General features: G+C 29.5%; 15 protein-coding genes. All 15 read right to left on the reverse strand.

Features of this window, described 5'->3' with window-relative positions; all coding sequences use genetic code 11:
• Window positions 1-65: 65 nt before the first annotated feature.
• Complete coding sequence (locus VJY38_RS10235) at window positions 66-1,295, reverse strand: ABC transporter permease (RefSeq protein WP_353680598.1); 1,230 nt, start codon at window positions 1,293-1,295, stop codon at window positions 66-68.
• Complete coding sequence (locus VJY38_RS10240; protein ID WP_353680599.1) at window positions 1,295-2,530, reverse strand: ABC transporter permease; 1,236 nt, start codon at window positions 2,528-2,530, stop codon at window positions 1,295-1,297. The genes VJY38_RS10235 and VJY38_RS10240 overlap by 1 nt, the downstream gene beginning before the upstream one ends.
• Window positions 2,531-2,705: 175 nt before the next feature.
• Window positions 2,706-3,938 (reverse strand): ABC transporter permease, encoded by a 1,233-nt coding sequence (locus VJY38_RS10245; RefSeq protein WP_353680600.1) that lies wholly within the window; start codon window positions 3,936-3,938, stop codon window positions 2,706-2,708.
• A complete protein-coding gene (locus VJY38_RS10250) occupies window positions 3,938-5,176 on the reverse strand; it encodes an ABC transporter permease (protein ID WP_353680601.1) in 1,239 nt (412 codons plus the stop codon). Before VJY38_RS10250 ends, VJY38_RS10245 begins: the two co-directional genes overlap by 1 nt.
• An 8-nt stretch (window positions 5,177-5,184) precedes the next feature.
• Entirely contained in the window at window positions 5,185-5,907 is a 723-nt protein-coding gene (locus VJY38_RS10255) for an ABC transporter ATP-binding protein (protein WP_353680602.1), read from the reverse strand.
• A gap of 20 nt (window positions 5,908-5,927) precedes the next feature.
• Window positions 5,928-7,187: an efflux RND transporter periplasmic adaptor subunit gene (locus VJY38_RS10260; protein WP_353680603.1), complete on the reverse strand. Its 1,260-nt coding sequence runs from the start codon at window positions 7,185-7,187 to the stop codon at window positions 5,928-5,930.
• Window positions 7,188-7,210: 23 nt separating this feature from the next.
• Window positions 7,211-8,551 carry a TolC family protein gene (locus VJY38_RS10265; RefSeq protein WP_353680604.1) on the reverse strand — a complete coding sequence of 447 codons (1,341 nt, stop codon included), beginning with the start codon at window positions 8,549-8,551 and terminating at the stop codon, window positions 7,211-7,213.
• A 97-nt stretch (window positions 8,552-8,648) separates the two neighbouring features.
• A complete protein-coding gene (locus VJY38_RS10270) occupies window positions 8,649-10,061 on the reverse strand; it encodes a CCA tRNA nucleotidyltransferase (RefSeq protein ID WP_353680605.1) in 1,413 nt (470 codons plus the stop codon).
• 22 nt (window positions 10,062-10,083) lie between these two features.
• On the reverse strand, window positions 10,084-12,291 hold the full coding sequence (locus VJY38_RS10275; protein ID WP_353680606.1) for a hypothetical protein: 2,208 nt from the start codon (window positions 12,289-12,291) through the stop codon (window positions 10,084-10,086).
• Complete coding sequence (murA, locus tag VJY38_RS10280; protein WP_353680607.1) at window positions 12,263-13,528, reverse strand: UDP-N-acetylglucosamine 1-carboxyvinyltransferase; 1,266 nt, start codon at window positions 13,526-13,528, stop codon at window positions 12,263-12,265. Before murA ends, VJY38_RS10275 begins: the two co-directional genes overlap by 29 nt.
• An 11-nt stretch (window positions 13,529-13,539) precedes the next feature.
• A complete protein-coding gene (locus tag VJY38_RS10285; protein WP_353680608.1) occupies window positions 13,540-15,447 on the reverse strand; it encodes a protein kinase domain-containing protein in 1,908 nt (635 codons plus the stop codon).
• Window positions 15,448-15,535: 88 nt separating this feature from the next.
• Window positions 15,536-16,765, reverse strand: coding sequence for a pectinesterase family protein (locus tag VJY38_RS10290; RefSeq protein WP_353680609.1), 1,230 nt, complete (start codon window positions 16,763-16,765; stop codon window positions 15,536-15,538).
• Between the two features lie 17 nt (window positions 16,766-16,782).
• A complete protein-coding gene (locus tag VJY38_RS10295; protein WP_353680610.1) occupies window positions 16,783-18,366 on the reverse strand; it encodes a pectate lyase in 1,584 nt (527 codons plus the stop codon).
• 175 nt (window positions 18,367-18,541) lie between these two features.
• Complete coding sequence (locus VJY38_RS10300) at window positions 18,542-20,221, reverse strand: glycoside hydrolase family 28 protein (protein ID WP_353680611.1); 1,680 nt, start codon at window positions 20,219-20,221, stop codon at window positions 18,542-18,544.
• A 10-nt stretch (window positions 20,222-20,231) separates the two neighbouring features.
• Window positions 20,232-22,175, reverse strand: coding sequence for a glycoside hydrolase family 88 protein (locus VJY38_RS10305; RefSeq protein WP_353680612.1), 1,944 nt, complete (start codon window positions 22,173-22,175; stop codon window positions 20,232-20,234).
• Window positions 22,176-22,182 lie beyond the last annotated feature (7 nt).

Consider the following 22,182-nt stretch of genomic DNA (forward strand, 5'->3'; position numbering starts at 1 on the left):
TTATCAAATAAGCCAATAATAAGTTCTTCCTAATATAAATTAACAAAGTTAATCTTTTCAAAAATTCATTCATAACGAAGGGCTTCTATTGGATCTAAATTAGCTGCTTTTACTGCTGGATAGACTCCAAATACAACTCCAACAAAGGTTGTTACAAATAAACCAATTGCAATCCATTCAACTGGAATGAAGACTGGAACGCCGAGTTGTAAAGCAACTATATTACCACCAATTAATCCTAAAATTATTCCTATTAATCCACCAATCCAGCTTAATGCAGTAGCTTCAATAACAAATTGAGTAAGGATTGTTTTTCTTTTAGCGCCAACAGCTTTTCTAATCCCAATTTCTCTTGTTCTTTCTGTAACACTTACAAGCATAATATTCATTATACCAATACCAGCGGCAATCAAGGCAATAAATGCAATTACTCCTGCGCCAAGTTTAAAATATTTTGTAAGATCGTTAAACTGTTCAATTAATTGATCATTTGTTACAATTTCAAAATCATTTTCCTGTGATGCATCAACTCTTCTAATTTTTCTTAAAGCCCCAATTACTTCATCTTTAGTTTCTTCAAGTAATTCTTTGTTTTTTGCCATTATTAAAAAGAATGCACTTCGTTCTTCACCAAAATATTTTTGAAATACTTTCAAAGGAATACAAACAAAACCATCCTGAGATCTACCGAGTACAGAACCTCTTTTTGCAAATACACCAATCACCTGAAATTTGTAATTATCTATTTTAATTATTTGACCAATTGGATTAATGTTCTTAAATAATTTTTCTGCTACATCAGCACCCAGGACAGCAACTGGTCGAACCAATTCATCATCTGCTTTTGAATAAATTCTTCCTTCAGCAATTTTCATATCAAGAGCAACAAAATAATCCGCATTGGTACCAGCAATAATTACATCAGGATTTGTTTTTTCATTAATAAATTTTACAGCTTTACCACTTATATTCAATCCAATACCAACAGCTACGGGAAGTTGAGTCATTTGGCGTAATTTTTCACCTTCTTCAACAGTTAAATCTTTTCGATTGCGATATTGTCTTCTTGCATGCGGACCACCAGCCTGAAATGCTGGATATTTTTGAATTATAAAATTATTTGTACCGACTGAATTAAAAACATCCTCAATATTTTTCTGAATCGCACTTATTGCTGTCATTACAATAATTATAGAAAACAATCCTACTGCTATACCTAACAATGTAAGAATTGAGCGAAGTTTACTTCCTATTATTGAATAATATGCTAATTTAATACTTTCAATTATCTGCATTATTCATACCTCAATGATTCAACTGGATCTAATCTTGAAGCTTTCCATGCTGGAATAAACCCAGATACTATACCAACAAAACCAGAAATTAATAATGATAAAATTACAATACTCAGGGGCAAAGAAGTTGGTAAAAATTGATTTATAATCAAACTTAAGGGATAAGAAATCATTAAACCAATAGTTCCACCAATCATACAAATTATAGCAGCTTCTACAAGAAATTGTAAAAGTATTGACCAGGTTTTTGCACCCACAGCTTTTCTAATTCCAATTTCTTTTGTTCTTTCTGTAACAGAAACAAACATGATATTCATAATTCCAATTGCACCAACAAACAGAGATAAAGCAGTAATTACAATACCTGCAAGAGCTATCACTCCAATTGTCTGATCGTACATCTGTTTAAAAGCTTCCTGCTGATTAATTGCAAAATCATCAGGTTTATCTGGTGGAACTTTTCTGATGATTCTCATAGCAGCTCTTATTTCTTCTTTAGCATCTTCAAGTTTGGTAACATCACCAACTTTAATATCAATTCTCATTCTATTACGTGCTTCTCCAATAATCGATTCAAAAGTTTTAAGTGGAATAATAATTTGTCCATCCATACTAAATGCTCCTAAAAAACCACTTCCCTGTTTCTCGAGTATACCAATTACTCTTATTGGAACATTATTAATTCTTATTTCTTTATTAATTGGATTTTCTGATGGAAAGAGTTCCTTTTGGATGTCCTTACCAATTATACAAACTCTTCTTCCAGATTTTACTTCCAGTTCATTTAAAAATCTACCTTCATCAAGTACCAATTGACTTGTTCTTTGATATTCTTCGGTTGTGCCTATAACAAGTGCAGCTTGAACTGAGCGATCTTTTCTTTTAACAGAAGCAGAAAAAGTTCTTTTTGTGGGAGCCATTGCTTCATAATTTTTGAGTACTGCTTTTAATTTTTCATATTGTTCAAGAGTAATGTCTTTTCTATTTCTAAATTGTTCCCATCTATCCATAGCAAACCATGGAAATTTATCGACATATAAAACATCACTACCTAAAGAAGAAATTGAATTCATAAAAGCTTCTCTTAAACCAACAATTGCAGTCGACATTGTAGTGACAGCAACTATGCCAATTATAATTCCAAGCGTTGTAAGTACTGAGCGTAATGTATTTGCTCTTATTGCCTGAAATGCTATAGAAAAAATTTCCCTTAGTTCAATAAAGTATTTTTTCATTATATAATGATTATGATTACCTCAATATAAATTTTTCAGTTGATATATAAAAACAATAATTTAAATAGACTTTTTAAGGATACTTAATTGAATAGATTAAGGAAGGTTTTTAAAATGTACTTTATAGATTCAGATTAATAAAAAAAGTGTTACATAATTTAAAACACAAATTATATCATTCATATCTAAGTGATTCAATTGGATCGAGATTAGCAGCTTTGTAGGCTGGATAAGTTCCGAAACTTACTCCAATTAGTATACAAAGTAATACACCAATAATAACCCAATCAATTGGAATTACTGCAGCAGCATTTAAGAATGAACCAGCAATATTACCAGCAATAATTCCTAAGATTATTCCTATTATTCCTCCAATTAAAGAGAGAGTTATAGCTTCAATTATAAATTGAACAAGAATATTTATTTTTTTTGCTCCAATAGCTTTTCTAATTCCAATTTCTTTAGTTCTTTCTGTAACAGAGACAAGCATTATATTCATAATACCAACACCAGCAGCAAGTAATGCTATAGCAGCAACTACAATTGAGCCAATACGTACACCAGCTGTAATTTTATTTATACTTGTAAGCAATTGTTCGTTTGACCAGATATCAAAATCATTTTCTTTTCCTGGTGGAATTTTACGAATTGCTCTAAAATAACCTTCGGCTTCTTCAATTAATTCATTATATGATTCTCTATTATGTGCCATTACAGTTATGTTTATACTACTTCCTCTTTTACCATAAAGTGATTGAAATGTTGTAATTGGAATAACAGCAAAATTATCACGACTTTGTCCAAAAAAACTTCCCTGTGATTCAAGAACTCCTATTACTTTAAATTTATGACCATCTAATGTAACTTTTTGATCTATAGGATTATCATTAGGAAAAAGTTTTTTTACTATATCAGCACCAAGTACAATAACTGGTTCATATCTTTGAACGTCACGGTCATTAATTGCTCTACCCTCTTCAACAAACCATTGATTATTCGGGAAAGCATCTGCAGTAACACCTGCTAAACCAACATTAGGATTTGTTTCTATATTACCCGCTTTTAATAACTTACCATAGTTCCAATATTCAGCTGCAATATATTTTGCTTTAGAAAGTTTTTCTTTCAGTCTATAAAATTGTTCTAAAGTAATATCTGGGCGATTACGATATTTAATTCCAGAACCAGGTCCACCTGTTTGTACAGCAGGCCATTTCTGGATTTGAAATGTATTTTGGCCAAGCACCGATGTTCCTTCTTCTATGCTTGTTTGCAACATAGCAATTATAGTACTAATAGCTATAATTGAAAATATTCCAACAACAATTCCAACTATCGTTAGAAATGATCTTAACTTGTTAGCTTTAAGAGAATTAAAAGCAACTTTAATAATTTCTAAGATTTCCATTATTCATACCTCAATGCTTCTACAGGATCTAATTTAGCTGCAGTATATGCAGGTGCAAATCCAGAGACCACTCCAGTTATAAGTGAAATTGTTATAGCAAGTATAATTGTTTCAATCTGAACTGAAGTAGGTAAAAACTGATTAACTATTTTGCTTAAAAGAATTGCCAGAAATAAACCTATTAAACCACCAATCAAACAAATAATTGCAGCTTCTGTAATAAATTGGCTTAAGATAGTTCTTCTTTTTGCTCCAATTGCTTTTCTTATACCAATTTCTTTAGTTCTTTCTTTTACGGATACAAACATTATATTCATTATTCCAACTGCACCTACAAATAACGATAAACCAGTAATAAACAAACCTGCAATTTGAATAACTCCAACAGTTTGATTAATATTTTTTATCAGACCTTCTTGTTGATTAACAGAAAAATCATCTTCTTCATAATATTTTAGACCACGAATTTTTCTCATTATTCCAACAGCTTCATCTTTAGTTTGTTCAAGTAATTGATGATTTTTTGCTCTAACTGTAATGGTAATAGTTTTATTATTTTCATTAGCAAAGTATTTGAAAATATTTTGTATCGGGATAAATATTTGCTTATCTGGATTAAATTCACCCATTAACCAGCTACCCTGTTCAGCAAGAACTCCAATAACAATAAACTTATGACCTTTAATTTTAATTTCTTTCCCTATTGGACTCGTATTTTTAAATAAATTTTTTGCTATTTGACTTCCAAGTACAGCTAAATTTCTTCCACCATTACTTTCGAGTTCATTAAAAAATCTTCCTTCACTAAAATTTAAATCAGAAGTTTTAATGTAATTATGATTAGTTCCTCTTACAATAACAGCTTCTGCAGTTATATTTTTATATTTCACATTTTGAGCTGTCCATGTATCTGGTGATACAGCGAGTGGTAGTTTTGCAAGTTCTTTAAATTGCTCATAATCATTCATTGTTATATTTTTTCTATTACGCAATTCCCACCATGGCTTTTCATTATCAAACCATGCCCATTTATCGATATAAAGATTATCTGTTCCAAGCGATGCCATCCCAGTTTGAAAAGCATTATTGATTCCATTTATTGCTGTCGACATTAGAACAACAGAAGTAATTCCAATAACAATTCCAAGTGTTGTCAATATTGACCTAATTTTATTGCTTCTAATTGCTCTAAAAGAAATTAGCAGACCTTCTTTCAATTCATATAAAAATGTTTTCATTTTATATCCTAAAGTTTTGAAGCTCCATTTTTTTGCGGGATATATCTCTTTAAAACTTTTTCATCATTTTCAATCAAACCATCACGAATTCTAATTATTCGTTCAGCATGTTCTGCAATGTATTCTTCGTGAGTAACAAGAATGATTGTATTACCCTGCTCATAAATTTCATTAAACAGAGCCATTATATCTTCGCCTGTTTTTGTATCGAGATTTCCTGTTGGCTCATCTGCAAGTATAATAGAAGGATTTGTAACAAGAGCTCTTGCAATTGCTACACGCTGACGCTGACCTCCAGATAGTTCATTCGGCTTATGATAAATTCTATCACCAAGTCCAACATGTTCAAGAGCCAATCTTGCTCTTTCTTTTCTTTCAGATGCAGGCACTCCAGCATATATCAAAGGTAGCTCAACATTGTGAAGAGCATTTGAGCGTGGTAGCAAATTAAAAGTTTGAAATACAAAACCAATTTCTTTATTTCTAATTTTTGCAAGTTCATTATCACTCATTTGACTTACATTAACACCTTTAAATTCATAAAGACCATGAGTTGGTGTATCAAGACAGCCAAGTATGTTCATCAAGGTAGATTTACCAGAACCAGAAGGTCCCATAATTGCAACATATTCGCCTTTGTTAATTTTCAATGATATGTCTCTGAGAGCATGAACTTCTTCGCTTCCAACCTGATAAATTTTTGCAACATGTTCGATATTTATGATATTCATAATTTTACCACTTTTATTTTTTATTTTGATTTAGCAGATGATACCATTATTTTTTTACCATTTTCCAGTTCTCTTGATATTGCTCTATAAGGACCACTAATTACTTCTTCATCACCTTTCAAGCCTTCTATAATTTCTATGTAATTATCATCACTAATTCCAGTCTTAACTTCTACCATTTTAGCTTTACCATTTTCAACAACAAATACTACTTCTTTTGGTTTATTTCTTTTACCATTCTTTGAATTATCAGGATTATCTTCGTCATTCTGAGAAGGGTTGGGTTTTTCTGTTAATCTTGCAGTTACACTCTGGATAGGAACTGCCAGAACATTCTGTTTTGTTTCGGTTTCTATTTCTGCATCGCAGGACATTCCAGGTCTAATCTTATCGTCTAAGTCAATTAATTTTATTTTCACTTCGAAATTAACAACTTCTTCTTGAGTACCAAGTCCAGTTGTTTTAGCACTATTGCCAATTTGTGAAACAATTCCTTTAAAAACTTTATCACCAAAAGCATCGATATGTATTCTTGCTGTATCTCCTATCGAAACCAAAACTACATCATTCTCATCCACATCGACTGTTGCTTCCATGTTACTTAAATCTGCAACTGTTAATAATTCAGTTCCAGTAAAAGCACTACCGATTACTCTTTCACCTAATTCAACTGATAGTTTACTTATAGTTCCATCTATTGGTGAGTAAACATAAGTTTTGTTTAATGTTTCAATAGCTTCTTTCAAAGCAGCTTCTGCTTGAGATACAATTGATTTTTGAGATTCATAATTACCAAGTGTTTGAAGATAAGTTGATTTAGCTGTTTCAAGATCTGCATCACTTGCAAGACCTTTTTGTGCTAAGCCCTGAACACGTTTATATTCAGATTCAACTTTTTCGAGTAAAGCTTTTGTAGCATTAAGAGATGATTTTGCCTGAGCTAAACGTGCTTCGGCACTATTTTTTTGAGCTTCATAAATATCAGGTTTTATTCTCAATAATAATTGTCCCTTTTTAACCATATCTCCTTCACGAATAGGTAAATAAACAATTTCACCTGTAGCTTCTGCAATAATTTTAACCTGATATTCTGGATTTATTTTTCCAGTAGCTGTAACTACCTGCGTAATTGTTCTTCTTGAAACTTTTTCTGTCTGGACAGAAATTATTTCTTCTTTATTGCCACTGAATGCAACAAGTAGAATTAAAACAACTATTAATAATCCCAGTCCACCAAAAATAAAAAGTTTCTTTTTTGATTTCTTTTTTCCATTAGCCATGTTATTTAACTCCCAAAAATATTTTATTCATATTTTTTGTATTCAAGTTTGCCGAGTGAATTATTAAGCTTATCACGTTTTGTATAAAAATCATAAAGTGCATTAATCTTATTTCTGAGTGCATCTGTATAATCTCTATCTGCTTGTAAAACATCGAGAATAGTGCCCGAACCTAAATTATATCTTTCTTGATTTATTTTTCTATTTTCTTCTGCTGCTATAACATTTTTAGTAGCAACATCTAAACTTTTTTTAGCAGCCAGTAGATCAAGATAGCCTTGTTTAATTTCAATCTTAATTTGTCTCTCAAGAGCAAGTAAATCTTCTTGAGCATTCAAATAATTTACTTTTGCAAGTTGAATTTGATTTTCTGTTGACCAATTTGAGAATAATGGAAAACTTAGAGTCATCCCTACATAAAAAATCTTACGATTAAAAAGTTTATCTACATCAATGGCAGATGTTGACCAGGAAAAACTTCCTGATAGAGATGGTAATAAACCTGAACGTGCAATTGTTAAACCCTTTTTAGCTGCATTTACAGTTAATTCCTGACTCTTAAAATCAAAGCGATTATCCAGAGCTACACTAACCATTGTCTGGATATCTTCAAAATCTTTCATGTAGGAATCTGTATCGATAGCTCTTTGACCTCCGAATGGATCGACCAATTCATATTCTTCTAATACATTTAAACCCAGATAGTTAAGCAAATTACTAAGCGTAGTTTCATATGCATTTTGTGCTTGAATTAAAAGAAGTTCCGCATTCCCTAACTGAACCTGAGCTGTATAAACATCAGCTTTTGCTACTGAACCCAATCTATTTCTTTCTTGCACTGTTTCATAAAATTTTTGATAATATTTTACATTATCTTCTCGAACTCTTTTTAATTCCTGAGCATTCAATACTTGATAATAATAGTCAGTTGTTTGATAAACAACATTTTGTTTTGCTTTTTCAAGATAAAGTTCTGCTGCTTTTAAGCTATATTCTTTTTGATTTATATATGAAATATTTGCAAGACCATCAAAAAGAGTAATGCCTCCACCAAAACCAATTGAATAATTTCTACTATCTGTTTGAGATGGTGGAATAGTTACAATATTACCAAAAAAATCTCTTTGAGTACCACCTACATCATTTACTCTTTGCCAGTTCCATTGAGCCTGTGCATTAAGTGTTGGAAGTAATTCACCATAAGCATTTTTTAATTGAGATTGATTTGTTAATAAATTATTCTTTGTTTTATTTAATGCAGTATTTCTTTGAAGAGCAATCGATATTGCATCTTCCAGCGTTAATTTTTTTTGTGCTGATAATGTAGTAATAAACATTAATAAAGAGAGAATTATTTTTTTCATTTCTACTCCTTTTAGTGCATTAACAATAAGCACTTTGTTTTTCTGGTTATTAAGACGATATTATTAGTTTAAAAGTTACAAAATATTTCAACATTTATTATAAATTATTTTCTTGAAGAAATTTATCTTTAATTTTCAGGAAGTATGCGAAAGCTTCTTCATAATTATTTTGAATTTTGCCATCGAGAATTGCTTCTTCAATTGCTTTTTTAATTTTGCCAACTGTTTTAGATGGTGGAATGTTGCATACCCTCATAATTTCATCCCCTCTAACAGGTGATTGAAATGCTCTTAATCTATCTTTTTCCTGAACATCACGAACTTTTTGCATTACGATATTATAATTTTCCAGATATTGATTTACTTTTACAATATTTTTACTTGTAATATCTGCTCGACATAATGTTATTAAATCATCTAAATCTTCGCCAGCAGCAGCAGCTAATCTTCTTATAGCAGAATCAGTTACATTTTGATCAACTAATGCCATTGGTCTTAAGTGTAAACGAATAAGTTTTTCTACATATGGCAATTTATTGAAAGGTAATTTTAATTTAGTAAAAATTCCCTTCATCATTCTTGCACCTAATTCTTCGTGACCATGAAAAGTCCAGCCTATACCTTCTACAAACTTTTTAGTCAATGGTTTTGCAATATCATGAACTAATGCCGCAAATCTAAGCCATAAATTATCACTAACTATTGCAACATTATCAACTACCATACAAGTATGATAAAAAACATCTTTATGATGATAATCACTTCTTTGTTCGACTCCACCAAGATTATGAATCTCTGGAAATATTACTTTCATTATTTCATTTTCATAAAGTAATTTTAATCCTATAGAAGGTTTTGGTGATGCTAATATTTTTAAGAATTCATCTGTTATTCTTTCTTGTGCTACAATTTTAAGTCGATCTTTCATTTCCCTTGCAGCACGCAAAGTATTTTCTTCAATCTTAAAATCAAGTTGTGTAGCAAATCTGAATGCACGCATGATTCTTAAAGGGTCATCATCAAATGTTGTAAACGGGTCTAATGGTGTTTTTATAATTCTGTTGTTGATATCATTAATTCCATTAAATTTATCAAGTAATTCTCCATAAGAATCCTCATTTAAGGAAATCGCAAGAGTATTAATTGTAAAATCTCTTCTATTGATATCATCATCAAGTGTTCCTGGTTGAACCAAAGGATTACGACTATTTTTTTTATAAGATTCTTTCCTTGCCCCAACAAATTCTAATGAATAATCTTTATACTTAAAATGAGCAGTACCAAAATTTTTATAAATAATTATATCTGAAATACCAAGTTTATTAGCAAAATCTTTTGCAAAGGCAGGTCCATCCCCCACAATCAAGAAATCAAATTCTTCTCTTTTTCTGTTTAATATTAAATCTCTTACAAATCCACCAACAAGATATAATTTTTCGTTTCTAATTTTTGCTATTTCAGATGCTATTTTTATAAAATCGTATTTATTTAATTCATCTATTATTTTCATAGTAATTCTAAATTATTATTAATTATAGTGTTGAAACATTATATAACCAATTAACCAATCTTAAATTTTCGACAAGTGTTTCATAAAAATAATCATCACCTTTATAGTCCAATGATTTAATTGCCAATTTTTTAGCAGTTATATAATCACCAATTTCAATAGCACTCTGAGATAATTTATAAGCTGCATAACTTGAAATAATATCGTACACTTTAATTTTGTTACTCAATTCATAAATAAATGATTTAAGCTTGGCTTTGTCATTACATAATTTTAAAACAATTGGTATAGTAAAATAGTAAATCTCTTTCTCATTTAATTTTATCAGGTAATTAAACTTTTCATTATTATTCATCCTGAGAAAATTTATTAAATCATCACTACCTTGCTCTACTATTATTTTTCTCGTCAGAGCATAATTAACAAATTCAATATGAGAATTTTGAATTAGTAAACTATCAATCAATTTTACAGCAGATTCAAAGTTTTTGTTCATGAAGTAAATATCAGACAGAATCAGCTCAAGATTAAAAAGATGTGCATCTTTTCTAAACTTATTTATCTCTTTCTTTAATAAATTTTCTGCATCTTTTATTTTATTTTGTTTTATCAAACTATTAATTAAACCAATTAATGATTCATAGCTCTCAGTATAATTATAAATTTTCTGATATAACTTTTCTGAATCTAATAATCTACCTTCGTTAAAATATTTGCGAGCACGCTTTAAATTTCTCGACGCATATCTTGGACATATTTTTTTAAATATAGGTTTACTACCAAAGTACAATTGAGCCTTATATTTATTTTCATCTATTTTAAGATTCACTAAAAAATCATAATACTCTTTTTCCAATTCATTAATATTTTTTTTAAAAGCTAATGTGAAATCAGAGTTATTATAAAATTTCTTTACACTTTCAATTCCATAAGTATCTATTAAGTATTTTATAAAAGAACCTGAGTATGTGTAAGAAACATTTGAAAAATTTAAGAAGAACTTCAATCCACTAAATAGTTCATTAATTTTAATATTATATCCCGAAGAATTAGCAAGTTTAGCTAAATAGTGAACTGGATAGTTGTCAAAATTATTTTCAATAGCCATTGCTAATCCTTCAATAATGGCTGGATTAATGTTTTTATCGGTCTTAAAAATTGTTGCTCCAAATTCAGAAGATAAGACATGTGTTATCTCGTGTTTCAATGTTTCTTTATATGTCTGAAAATTCAAATAAATTTGATTTAACCATGGTTTAGCTACATCAGCTTTTGCAGAACCAAATAATTTTTTCTTTTCTTCTTCATTATAAAAAATGAACGAAATAATTTTAGATTTACTTTTTATCTTCAATTCATTTTTTACTGTTTCATAATAATAATCATGAAGTAAAGCCATTAATTTAATTGCATCTTCGTCTTTAATTTTATTTGAATAATAAATTTCTGAGTGTTCTGTTTGTAAATATTTACCTAATGCGTTTTTTAATGATTCTTTAGAAGTAGAATAATTTAATACTGGTTTTAAAAATATGAAGCATATAGAAACAATAATAACTAAAACAAAGAAACTTACTTTTACAATTTTCTTTTTATTAAATAGATAGTCTGATAAAAATATTAATCCTGCAAAGAACAGAAGATTGATCAATCTGTAAGATACAAGTAAATTGTTTATACTTAACTCTTCATCGTAAATTGTACCAGAGTAGAATCCGAATACTGGATTAAAAAAATAGAGTTGTGGATTAAAATAGAATTCTAAAATAGGTACTAAAAGAATGAGTAAAAATGAAATGATGAAGATTGTGTATTTATATTTCTCAAATATTACTGCAATAAATCTCCCGGTAGTAAAGCCAAATAAAATTGATGGTAAAGTTAATATTATATAGAAGAGTAAGTTTTCACTGATCGGACATGATGAATATAATAAATGAGATATAAGACCAATAATAAAAGGTAATAAAGAAAAAGCATAAAGATATTTTCTAATGATTTTAAATAGTTGAATAAAATTATCTGGTTCATTTTTGTAATGTGAATGAATTACTAATAATCCGGAAAAGAAAAAAAGTATTATTGAATTAAGGGCAGCAAATTCATAATCCAGTGAATTTACGAGTGGTAATTTTGATAAAAATACATTTATTAAGAAAATTATTATAACTAAAATTAAAGGGAGACTAAATGAATAGTTTTTAATATTCTTCAGTTGGAACTCTTTCAATATCAGCTCCTAAAGCTTTGAGCTTTTCTTCAATTCTTTGATAACCTCTATCGAGATGATAAATACGAAGAACTTCTGTAACATTTTCTGCAGCAAGTCCTGCCAATACAAGAGAAGCACTTGCTCTTAAATCTGTAGACATAACTTTTGCCCCCTTTAATTTTTTTACTCCTTTTACAACAGCACTATTATTTATCACTTCAATATTTGCTCCCAATCTATTTAATTCCGGCACATGGTTAAATCTATCGGGATAAATTGTGTCTGTTACTTTTGAAGTTCCTTCAGCTAAAGACATATATGCAATCCATTGTGCTTGCATATCTGTAGGAAATCCAGGAAATACAGCTGTTGTTACATCAATATTTTTAATATTAAGATTTTCTGCATTTATTTTAATTATTCCATTATCATAACTTAACTTAGCTCCACTTTCCTCAATTTTTATTAGCACGGATTCCAGATGTTCTTTTATAACATTACTTAATTCAATATTACTGCGAGTTATAGCTCCTGCCAGTAATAAAGTACCTGCTTCAATTCTATCAGGGATATTAAATATTTCGGATGGTTTTAATTCATCGACACCTTCAATTTCTATAACTGTAGTACCTATTCCAGAAATTCTTGCTCCCATCAATTGCAAATATTCTGCAAGTAAAGTTATCTCGGGTTCTATAGCAGCATTTGAAATTACTGTTGTACCTTTTGCCAGGACAGCAGCCATCAAAGTATTTCCTGTCGCTCCTACTGAAGGAATATCAAAGTGAATTTTAGCTCCTGTTAATTTATTTGCTTTTGCAATAACATAACCTTCATCAATATCTATTGAAGCTCCTAATTTCTTCATTGCTTCTAAATGCAAATTAATTGGTCTTGGTCCCCAAGCACAACCACCAGGCATAGAAACTTTAGCATAACCAAAACGTGAAAGCAAAGGACCTAAAACATAAATTGAAGCTCTCATTTTTTTAACATGTTCATAAGGTGCAACCTGAGAAATAATATTTGTCGTATCAATCTGAACAGTATTATTTTCGAATTTAATATTCGCTCCAAGGTGTTCCATCAATTTTATCATTGTATATATATCATTTACTTCAGGAACATTATAAATTTTACTAATGCCTGAAGTAAGTAAAGTTGCTGGCATAAGTGCTAATGAAGAATTTTTAGCACCACTTACTGCAACTCTGCCACTCAATTTTTTACCACCTCTAATAACAAACTTTTCCAATGATTCCTCCATTAATGAATTTTCAAGATTTGGCCATTATATCCTACTAAAAATATATGCCCATTATAATTCAAAGCCATATCGTTCATGTTTGTAAAATTATGAATATCTACTAAATCCCAATTAGCACCTTTATCTTTCGATATCATAAAAGTTCCTTTTGTACCAATTAATGCAACATAATTTTTTGAAATAAAAGATACTTTTTGTAAAGCTCCTACATCTGCAATTTTTTTAAATTCCCATTCTTCACCATAATTTGTTGTTCTAAGAACTGTAGCATCTCCTCCTACAATTATTCCAAAACCATTTCTTTCAAGATCAATTGATTTCAAATAATTATCAGTTAATACATTATCTATGCGAGTCCAGGTTTCGCCTCCATTAGTAGTTTTAAGAATTAATCCATTCCATCCAACAGCAAAACCTCTTCTATCATCAAAAAAGTCGATATCAAAAATTAATGAATTTGTATTTGTATTTACTTTGTACCAATTAATTCCTCCATTTATGGTTTTTAATATTACTCCTTTATTACCTGTTATAAAACCAGTATGCTCATCGATAAAATTAATTCGAAAGAAAGTAAAATCTTTTTGAATGGGAAGCAATTGAAGGCTATCAAGTAAATTTTTTCCATAAATAATAGTTGATGAATCGCCAATAATTATAGTTCTACCAGAAGGGGAAATATATAAATCACTGAGATTTGATTTAATATTTACAGGTTTTTGTTTCCAGGTTTGTCCACCATCATTAGAAATTATAATTGTTCCAGAATCTCCAACAGCAATTGCATTCTTTTCATCAACGAAAAAGATTGAGTTAAGATTATTTTTAACATTGCTTTCTATTTTATCTATATAACTAAACTTTAATTCATCTTCTTTTGATGAGAAGAGTGATTTTATATCATACTTTTTTAAAGTTTCTAATTTATTGCTAATGATTAATTCATGAACTTGATTATATACAAAGTAAGATAATGCAATCAACAAAATAACAAAAAAAGCAAAAGCAGATGCTGATGCAATTTTATAAGACTTACTTCGTTCCTCAGTTTTTTTGAAATAACTTGTATAAATTTTAGAAACAGATTTGTCGAGTTCCTGAAGAGCATCATACATTTCTTCGCATGTTTCATATCTATTTAATGGATTTTTTTCCATTGCCTTTAGAATAACTTTATCCACATCTTCAGGTATACCTGTTAAAATTGAAGAAATTTTTTGTGGCGACTTTTTAAGATGACTTTCCATTACATCATATTCACTATCATAATCAAATGGTGGTCTACCAACAATCATCTCATAAGCAGTACATCCAATTGAATAAATATCACTGCGATTAGTAACATCTCCACCTTTTATTTGTTCGGGACTCATATAATAAACAGTACCAATTTTTGCACCTGGTTTCGTGAAATCTTTATCATCAAACAACGATTTCGAAATACCAAAGTCCATTATTTTAGCAATACCTTCCCGATTCAAAATTATATTTGAAGGTTTTATATCTCGATGAACAAATCCTTTTGAATGTGCATAGCCCAATCCAAGTAATATTTGTTTTAAAATGTAAATAACATCATAAATATTAAATCGTCCCTGACGTTGTAATACTTTTTCAAGACTTTCTCCTTCTACATATTCCATTACAATTCCAAGTAATTCATCATATTCTATAAAACCATAAACAGTAACAATATTTGGATGAGAAAGTTTAGCTTGATTTTTTGCTTCTCTTTTAAATCTTTCAACAAAGCGGGCTTTATCAAAAGTATCTGCATTTAACATTTTAATTGCAACATATCTATCAAGCTTTGTATCATAAGCTTTATATACAATGCCCATTCCCCCTTTACCAAGGACAGAAACAATTCGATAATTATCTATAAGGATTCCGATCAGGTTTTCCATTGAAAAGTTTATTTATTTGAGAGCAATATAAAAAATTTCTACTTATTGTAGATAAAGATAAGTTATAAATTGAATTTTATAACAAATACTAAAAATTCAATTCAATGTATCTTGGATTAATAGAAGCAAGACTACTAAAAATTTTAGCATCATTAATCAATTGTAAACCTATCAGATCTTCTTTATTAAAATTATTTTCTGTAACCAATTCAATTGTATCGTTTTCTCCACCTGATGCAAACATAAAGACAATTCCATTGGTTGTTTTGAATATTGGAGTTCCTATAACTGTAACAGGTTCATTAAACTGAAGTATTAATTTATTATTGTTAATATAAAAATTCTTTAATAAAACCTTTGTTGTTGCTTCGGGATCCCATTTATAATTGAATGTCCAGAATGCACTAATTTTATCCGGGTTGTCTATTTCTTCAGAATCTTTTAGATTATTTTGAATCCAGGCATAATCAATGGAATCGCAATGAGAGTTATAGAAATAATATCTTGGTCCCCAAATAAATTGACGATTGCGGCTTGGATCATCATATGTTACTCGATAAATTGGTTTATCTGCCATATTTTTAGAGAATTTGCAATTAATTAAATAAAATTGTGCTTCGTAGTGATGTCTACCTAATTCAAAATTTTTTACACCATCGAAATAGGAATTTACAATTACAAATTTCTGAGTTTTATCATAAGAACCTGCATGCCAGATTGCAGCTGTTTCTTTGACTTCATAAAATTTTGAATCTCTTATAAAACACCAACCACGTGGACAAACAAAATCGACTGCACCTTCAAAATAACAATTTGCATGATAATACATTCCTTCTTTATAATTCCAGAGAGAAACTGTATCGGCACCTTTACTTATTACATTACAATTAAGAATTATTGTTCTTGTTCCAAATCCATAAATTGCAAAAGCATGTGGGCCAACTTCAGGTTGGGAATTTTCTATCGAAAGATTTTCAAGTATTATATCGTCTCCATAAATATTAATTACACCAGGTCCAATATTGTCCTGATTTTTATTCCAGTCTTCTCGCAGTTGACTGTAAATTATTTTTGTGTTCTCCTTATCTTCTCCTTTTAGCGTTATATAATCCTGATCAATTCGAATCTTTTCATTATAAATACCACTTTTAATGTAAATTGTTACTCTATGATAATTAAACATCGGAAGTGAATTTATTGCTTCGGTAATTGTTTTATAATCTCCACTTCCATCCTGAGCAACAATAATGTCATATAATTTTTGTGAGTAAATATTAGTAATCAATAAAATAAAAATGATTACTATTTTTTTAATCATTTTTTTACCTGAGTTTATTATAAAGTTCTTTTAATATAGTTTAATAATATTTTTATGTTTTTTATGTATTCTCTTATAGAAATAAATTTTTCGTTAGTATTATTTGGGAATGGAGAAGTATCAAATTTATCTCCAACATAACTAATAGAATAAGATTTGGTTTCACTATCTCCTGATATTTCTCCGTCAATAAAAGGATTAGAGATAAAAACTTCTTCGGTTAACCATCTTGAATGATTATCCATTTTTGAAATTATATTGTTAACAATTTCAGATGTAATTTTATTTCTATTATTAATCATAAAATTATCACTGGGAAGTTGCAAGAAATCATCAATTAAGTAATATAGATTCAATATATCATTTGATTCGGGAAGATTTAAGTAGTTTGCTTTCTTATTGTTAATTTGTTTTTGTAGTGCATTTTTATATTGTCTTTCAATACTTTGAAGATTAATCAATCTTGTACATGGATAATGAATAACTATATTACTATCACAATAATCAAAATAATAAGAACCAAATTTTAAATTGGAGCCTTTACGATGGAGATAAATTGGTTTATTTGTTCTTAGTTCTACAAATTTTGGAACTAACGCTAATGAGTCTTTATTATTAATAACAACACTTTTTACCCATTGAAGTGCATCTGGAATAGCATTCAAATATTTTTTATCTCCAGTCATTTCATAAAATTTGATCAACATTTCAATATGTCTGGCTGTGTATTGCGGATCTAAAGCAGCAGGTTCATATGTTCTTGCTCGAGCTGGTTGAAGCTTTAAATCATATTGCTGAGCCCAACCTGCTTGCGGTTTTTTATATTGTGATAAGATAAAAAAATTCATCCCTCGTTTAATTGGTTCTAATAACTTCTCATATTTCAAAGTAGCATAACATAAAATTAAAAACTTGATATTATTCCAGATTACATTATCATTGAATGTGTAATATCTTGTATAATCATTTCTGTTTTTTATAAAGGGAAATCTTTGTGGCCAGGCTCCATTTGGATACTGACTTTTCAGAATAAATTCAATTGCCTTATCAAGTGATTTTTTGATTATTGAATCTTTCTTTATTAAATAAATTCTCAATAAAAATTTTGCTGCTCCTGCCGTTACATTATCATCGAATGTTGCATTTCCATAATATTGATGAAATTCTTCAAGACGCCAGGCATTCGCACCAATTGTAGAATACCATTTCTTTGTTGAGCTATCTCCAGCAAAATCAATAAAATAATTCCAGCCACCACACTCGAGTTGTCCCTTAATTAAAGCTAAGGCAGATTTTTTTGCTAAGTTATAATAATATTCATCTTCAGTAACATCATATACATCAAGAAATAAATTTCCCATATCCACTGTTCCACCCTGTACCCAGATCATAGAAGGATATGCCTCGAGTTCACCCCATCGTCGTGACAAATTTGTTTTATAATACCAAACATAACCTCCATTAACAGAAACATTTTCATCCAGGTATTTGATAGAATTATAGATAACATGTTTAATATCTTTTGCAGAAATGGAATCATTCAAAGAAGGTAAATTGGTTTGTGTTATAAAAGAAGCTAAAAAGGCGAATAAAATTATCATCAGGTTTTTATCTTGTAGTTATATATTTTCTGATTTCTATAATTATATTTTATTGTAACATGGATGATAAATTAAATGTCTTTGTATATCTAATTTATATACAAAGAATGCTGAAAAAATTAAATCTCATATTTTAATAGCAAATAAAACCGTTTGTTATTTACTGAAATATGTTTTAATTAATAATTTTCAATGCCTCTTTACTCACACTATTATCAAATAAAATCTTTTTTAAAATCAAATTTGCGTTATTTCCTTTTACTTTTATATCAGAAGTTTCTTCCCCTTCTAATTTCATAATTGTATTTATGTTATAATCTGTAATAAAATTATCAATCAAAATATTTTTGCTTTGAAATATTTTTATAACTGGTTCAGATGAATAAATTTCAGTATTAATTAACTTGATATCATCCGCATCAAAAATAGAGATTCCTCTTTGTGATTTCATTTTGACATTTTTAAGAACAATATTTTTTATTTTCATTTCAGGTAATCCCTGAATAACAACAGCATCTTTAGCTCCCACACAATAAATATTTTCAAGAAAGATGTTTCTAAATTGCGGAGTACCTTCATTAACCTGATAACCTTTTCGGCTTTTTAATTTTTCTTCAATTGAAAGATCCTCTGTAGGAGCCTGTCCTCCATAATACATATTAAAGCTAAGTGCATCTGTAGGTATATCCTTCATAAAAATATTATCGATATAAATATTTTCTACAACACCACCTCGTCCTCTCGTGCTTTTGAATCTTAAGCCAATATCTGTTCCAATAAAATTACAATTTGTTACTTTTATATTTCTAACGCCACCAGACATTTCGCTTCCTATTGTAAATCCACCATGATCATGATAGACAATGCAATCAGCAATAATCACATTTTCTGTTGGTATTCCTCTCTTTCTACCAAATTCATCTTTTCCTGATTTCATACAAATTGCATCATCTCCTACATCAAACTTGCAATCATAAATAATTACATTTTTGCACGATTCAACATCAATTCCATCACCATTTTGTGAATACCATGGATTTCTAACTGTTACATTTTTCAAAATTATATTTTCACTCATAAGTGGATGAATATTCCATGCAGGAGAATTTTGAAAAGTTACACCTTCAAGTAAAATATTTTTACAATTAATAAAGTTCACCATTACTGGACGAAGATAATCACGAACCTTCTGATAATCTTCTTTAGTAAGTTTTCCTTTTTGTTTTTGTAATTGTTTTAAAATTTTCTCACCATTCATTGCCTGTTCTGATGGCCACCAATTATTTCCGGTTGAATCAACTACTCCACCAGAAGCAACCAATTCTTTCCATTGTTGCGAAGTTAATTTAGATTTTTTTACATAGCGCCAGGCATCACCACCACCATCAATTACTCCATAACCAGTTATTGCAATGTTTACTAAGTTTCTACCACTAATCGGTGATTGACATCTATATTGTTCTGTTCCTTCATAAGTTGTTAAGACGAGTGGATAGTGATCAAAATTTTTAGAAAATTGAATATGAGCACCACGTTCAAGATATAAGTTTACATTACTTCTAAATTCAATGGGACCGGTTAACCAGATTCCTTTTGGAACTACAATTCTTCCGCCTCCATTTTTTGAGCATTCAATCATAGCTTTATTGAAGGCTTCGGTATTTAATGTAAAACCATCTCCAACAGCACCAAAATCAGTTATTAAAAAATCTCTTTGAGGAAATTCCGGTACATTAAGTACTGGCATGTCGAAAGGTAAATTTTCATAATACTTTTTTATTTCATCTTGAATATTCTGAGCAAGTAATAAATTACTTATTAACAAGGGAATAATTAAAAAATAATTTTTCTTCATGTTGCCCCTTTTAATTTTTTGCAAAGTTTGATAGTTGAAGCATCCACTTAACTAAATTTTCTGCGGCTTTTAAGTTTTGAAAATCTTCTGGTAATCTGCGATTATCAATATATTCATTATAAAGCCAGGGGTCACCTACTGCAAATACATAACCTTTTCCATATTTCTTTAATATTATAACTGGTTCATTATCTTTTCTCAGCAATACATAAGGGAGTTCATCAAATTTAATTGTAGATATTTCTTTCATATAAATTTTATCAACACCAGCAAATATTGGGTTATATGGTAAATTAACAAATGCACCCATATCATATTTATTTCCTTCAACTCTATTGAGACTAACTTCGTTAAACTTAAAGCCAAATTTTTCTGCCAATTTATTAAAATGTTCAAATTCACAATTGCCTTTATCGTTTGCAAATAACATCAAGACGCCTCCATTCTTAACCCACTTTTCAATTTCGTTTATACTTTTTTCATCTATATAATTTGGAGATTCAGTTTCTGCAGGAGTATCTGGATCAACAATTATATATACATCTACATTCTTCAAGTTTTTTAATGAAGGAGCTTTTCTTAATTCAGAAATTGTTGCACCATATTTTTTAAATAAGTTTCCTAAAACATAAAATCCAGAATTGGTTGTATCATCAAGTATATAATGAAATCTTTCCTTTACACCCTGTTTGTTAGTTCTATATTCATTATTGAAATAATTATCAAGAAGAACATTATATTTTTTTAAATGGGCATCAGCTTTTTCAATTTCCATTGCAGCCAAGATTAATGGTCCATAACCTTTGAAATCATTTGTTCTTGGTTTTTCACTCACATAATATTCATAAGAACCATCTCGATATGGATTACCCCCGAGACCAGCGCCACGACAAGTTCCATATAAATTATAGTAACCATCTTTATCGAGTTTAACAAATTCTTTTAATGCACCTTTGAAAGAAACTTTAGCTTCTTTAATAAATTTTTCTGGAAGGTAACCATTGTTGTAACCTTTAGCGAAAGCATAAATATACATCAGAGTAGCAGAAGCTTCCAGATAATTTCCTTCACGGTTTCCCTGATCTAAGACTTGATACCATACTTTTGATTTATTATCTCTAACTTTTAATAAAGCTTCGCAAACATTATTAAGAATATTTATAATTTTTTGTCTATCTGGATGTTCAACTGGTAAAAAATCTAATACATCTACAAGTGCCATTACATACCAGCCAATAGCTCTCCCCCAGAAATGAGGAGATCGCCCCGTTTGTGGGTCAGCCCATTTTTGCTGCTTGCTTTCGTCCCATGCATGATAAAGTAGACCAGTTTTTTCATCAAGAGTTTTTTCATAAATCAGTATTATTTGTTTTGTTATATCATCAAAATCTTGTGGTCGATTAAATACTTTTGCATATTCAGCATAGAATGGTTGTCCCATATAAATTCCATCGAGCCACATTTGATAAGGATAAATTTTCTTATGCCAGAAACCACCACTTTTTGTTCTTGGCATTCCATCAAGTTGTTTTCTTAAAGTATCAACTGCAATCTTGAATTTTTCTTCTCCAGTAACCTGATAAACAAAAAGTACTGCTCCAGCTGGTTTTATATTATCAATGTTATAATCAGAAAGTTTATAAGTATTAATATTACCTTTTTCATCAATATATTGTTCGAGATTGCCTTTAATGAAATCGAAATATTTTTGTTCTTCAGTGTAATAAAACATTTTTCGTAAAGTTTCGAGCATCAATCCTTGTTCGTAATTCCACTTTTTACTTGTCATAAAGGAATCATATGTAACATTACCAGGGTGTCGTGCTAAAAATGATTCAGCAAATTTTACTGACCACAAATTTTTGCTGAATTTACTTTTTGAATAGTTTTCTGAATTCCCAAATAATAACGATATCAATAAGAGGAGCAACAAACTAATTTTTTGTCGCTTCATTTTTTCA

This window comes from Rosettibacter firmus, from assembly GCF_036860695.1.
Taxonomy (GTDB): domain Bacteria; phylum Bacteroidota; class Ignavibacteria; order Ignavibacteriales; family Melioribacteraceae; genus Rosettibacter; species Rosettibacter firmus.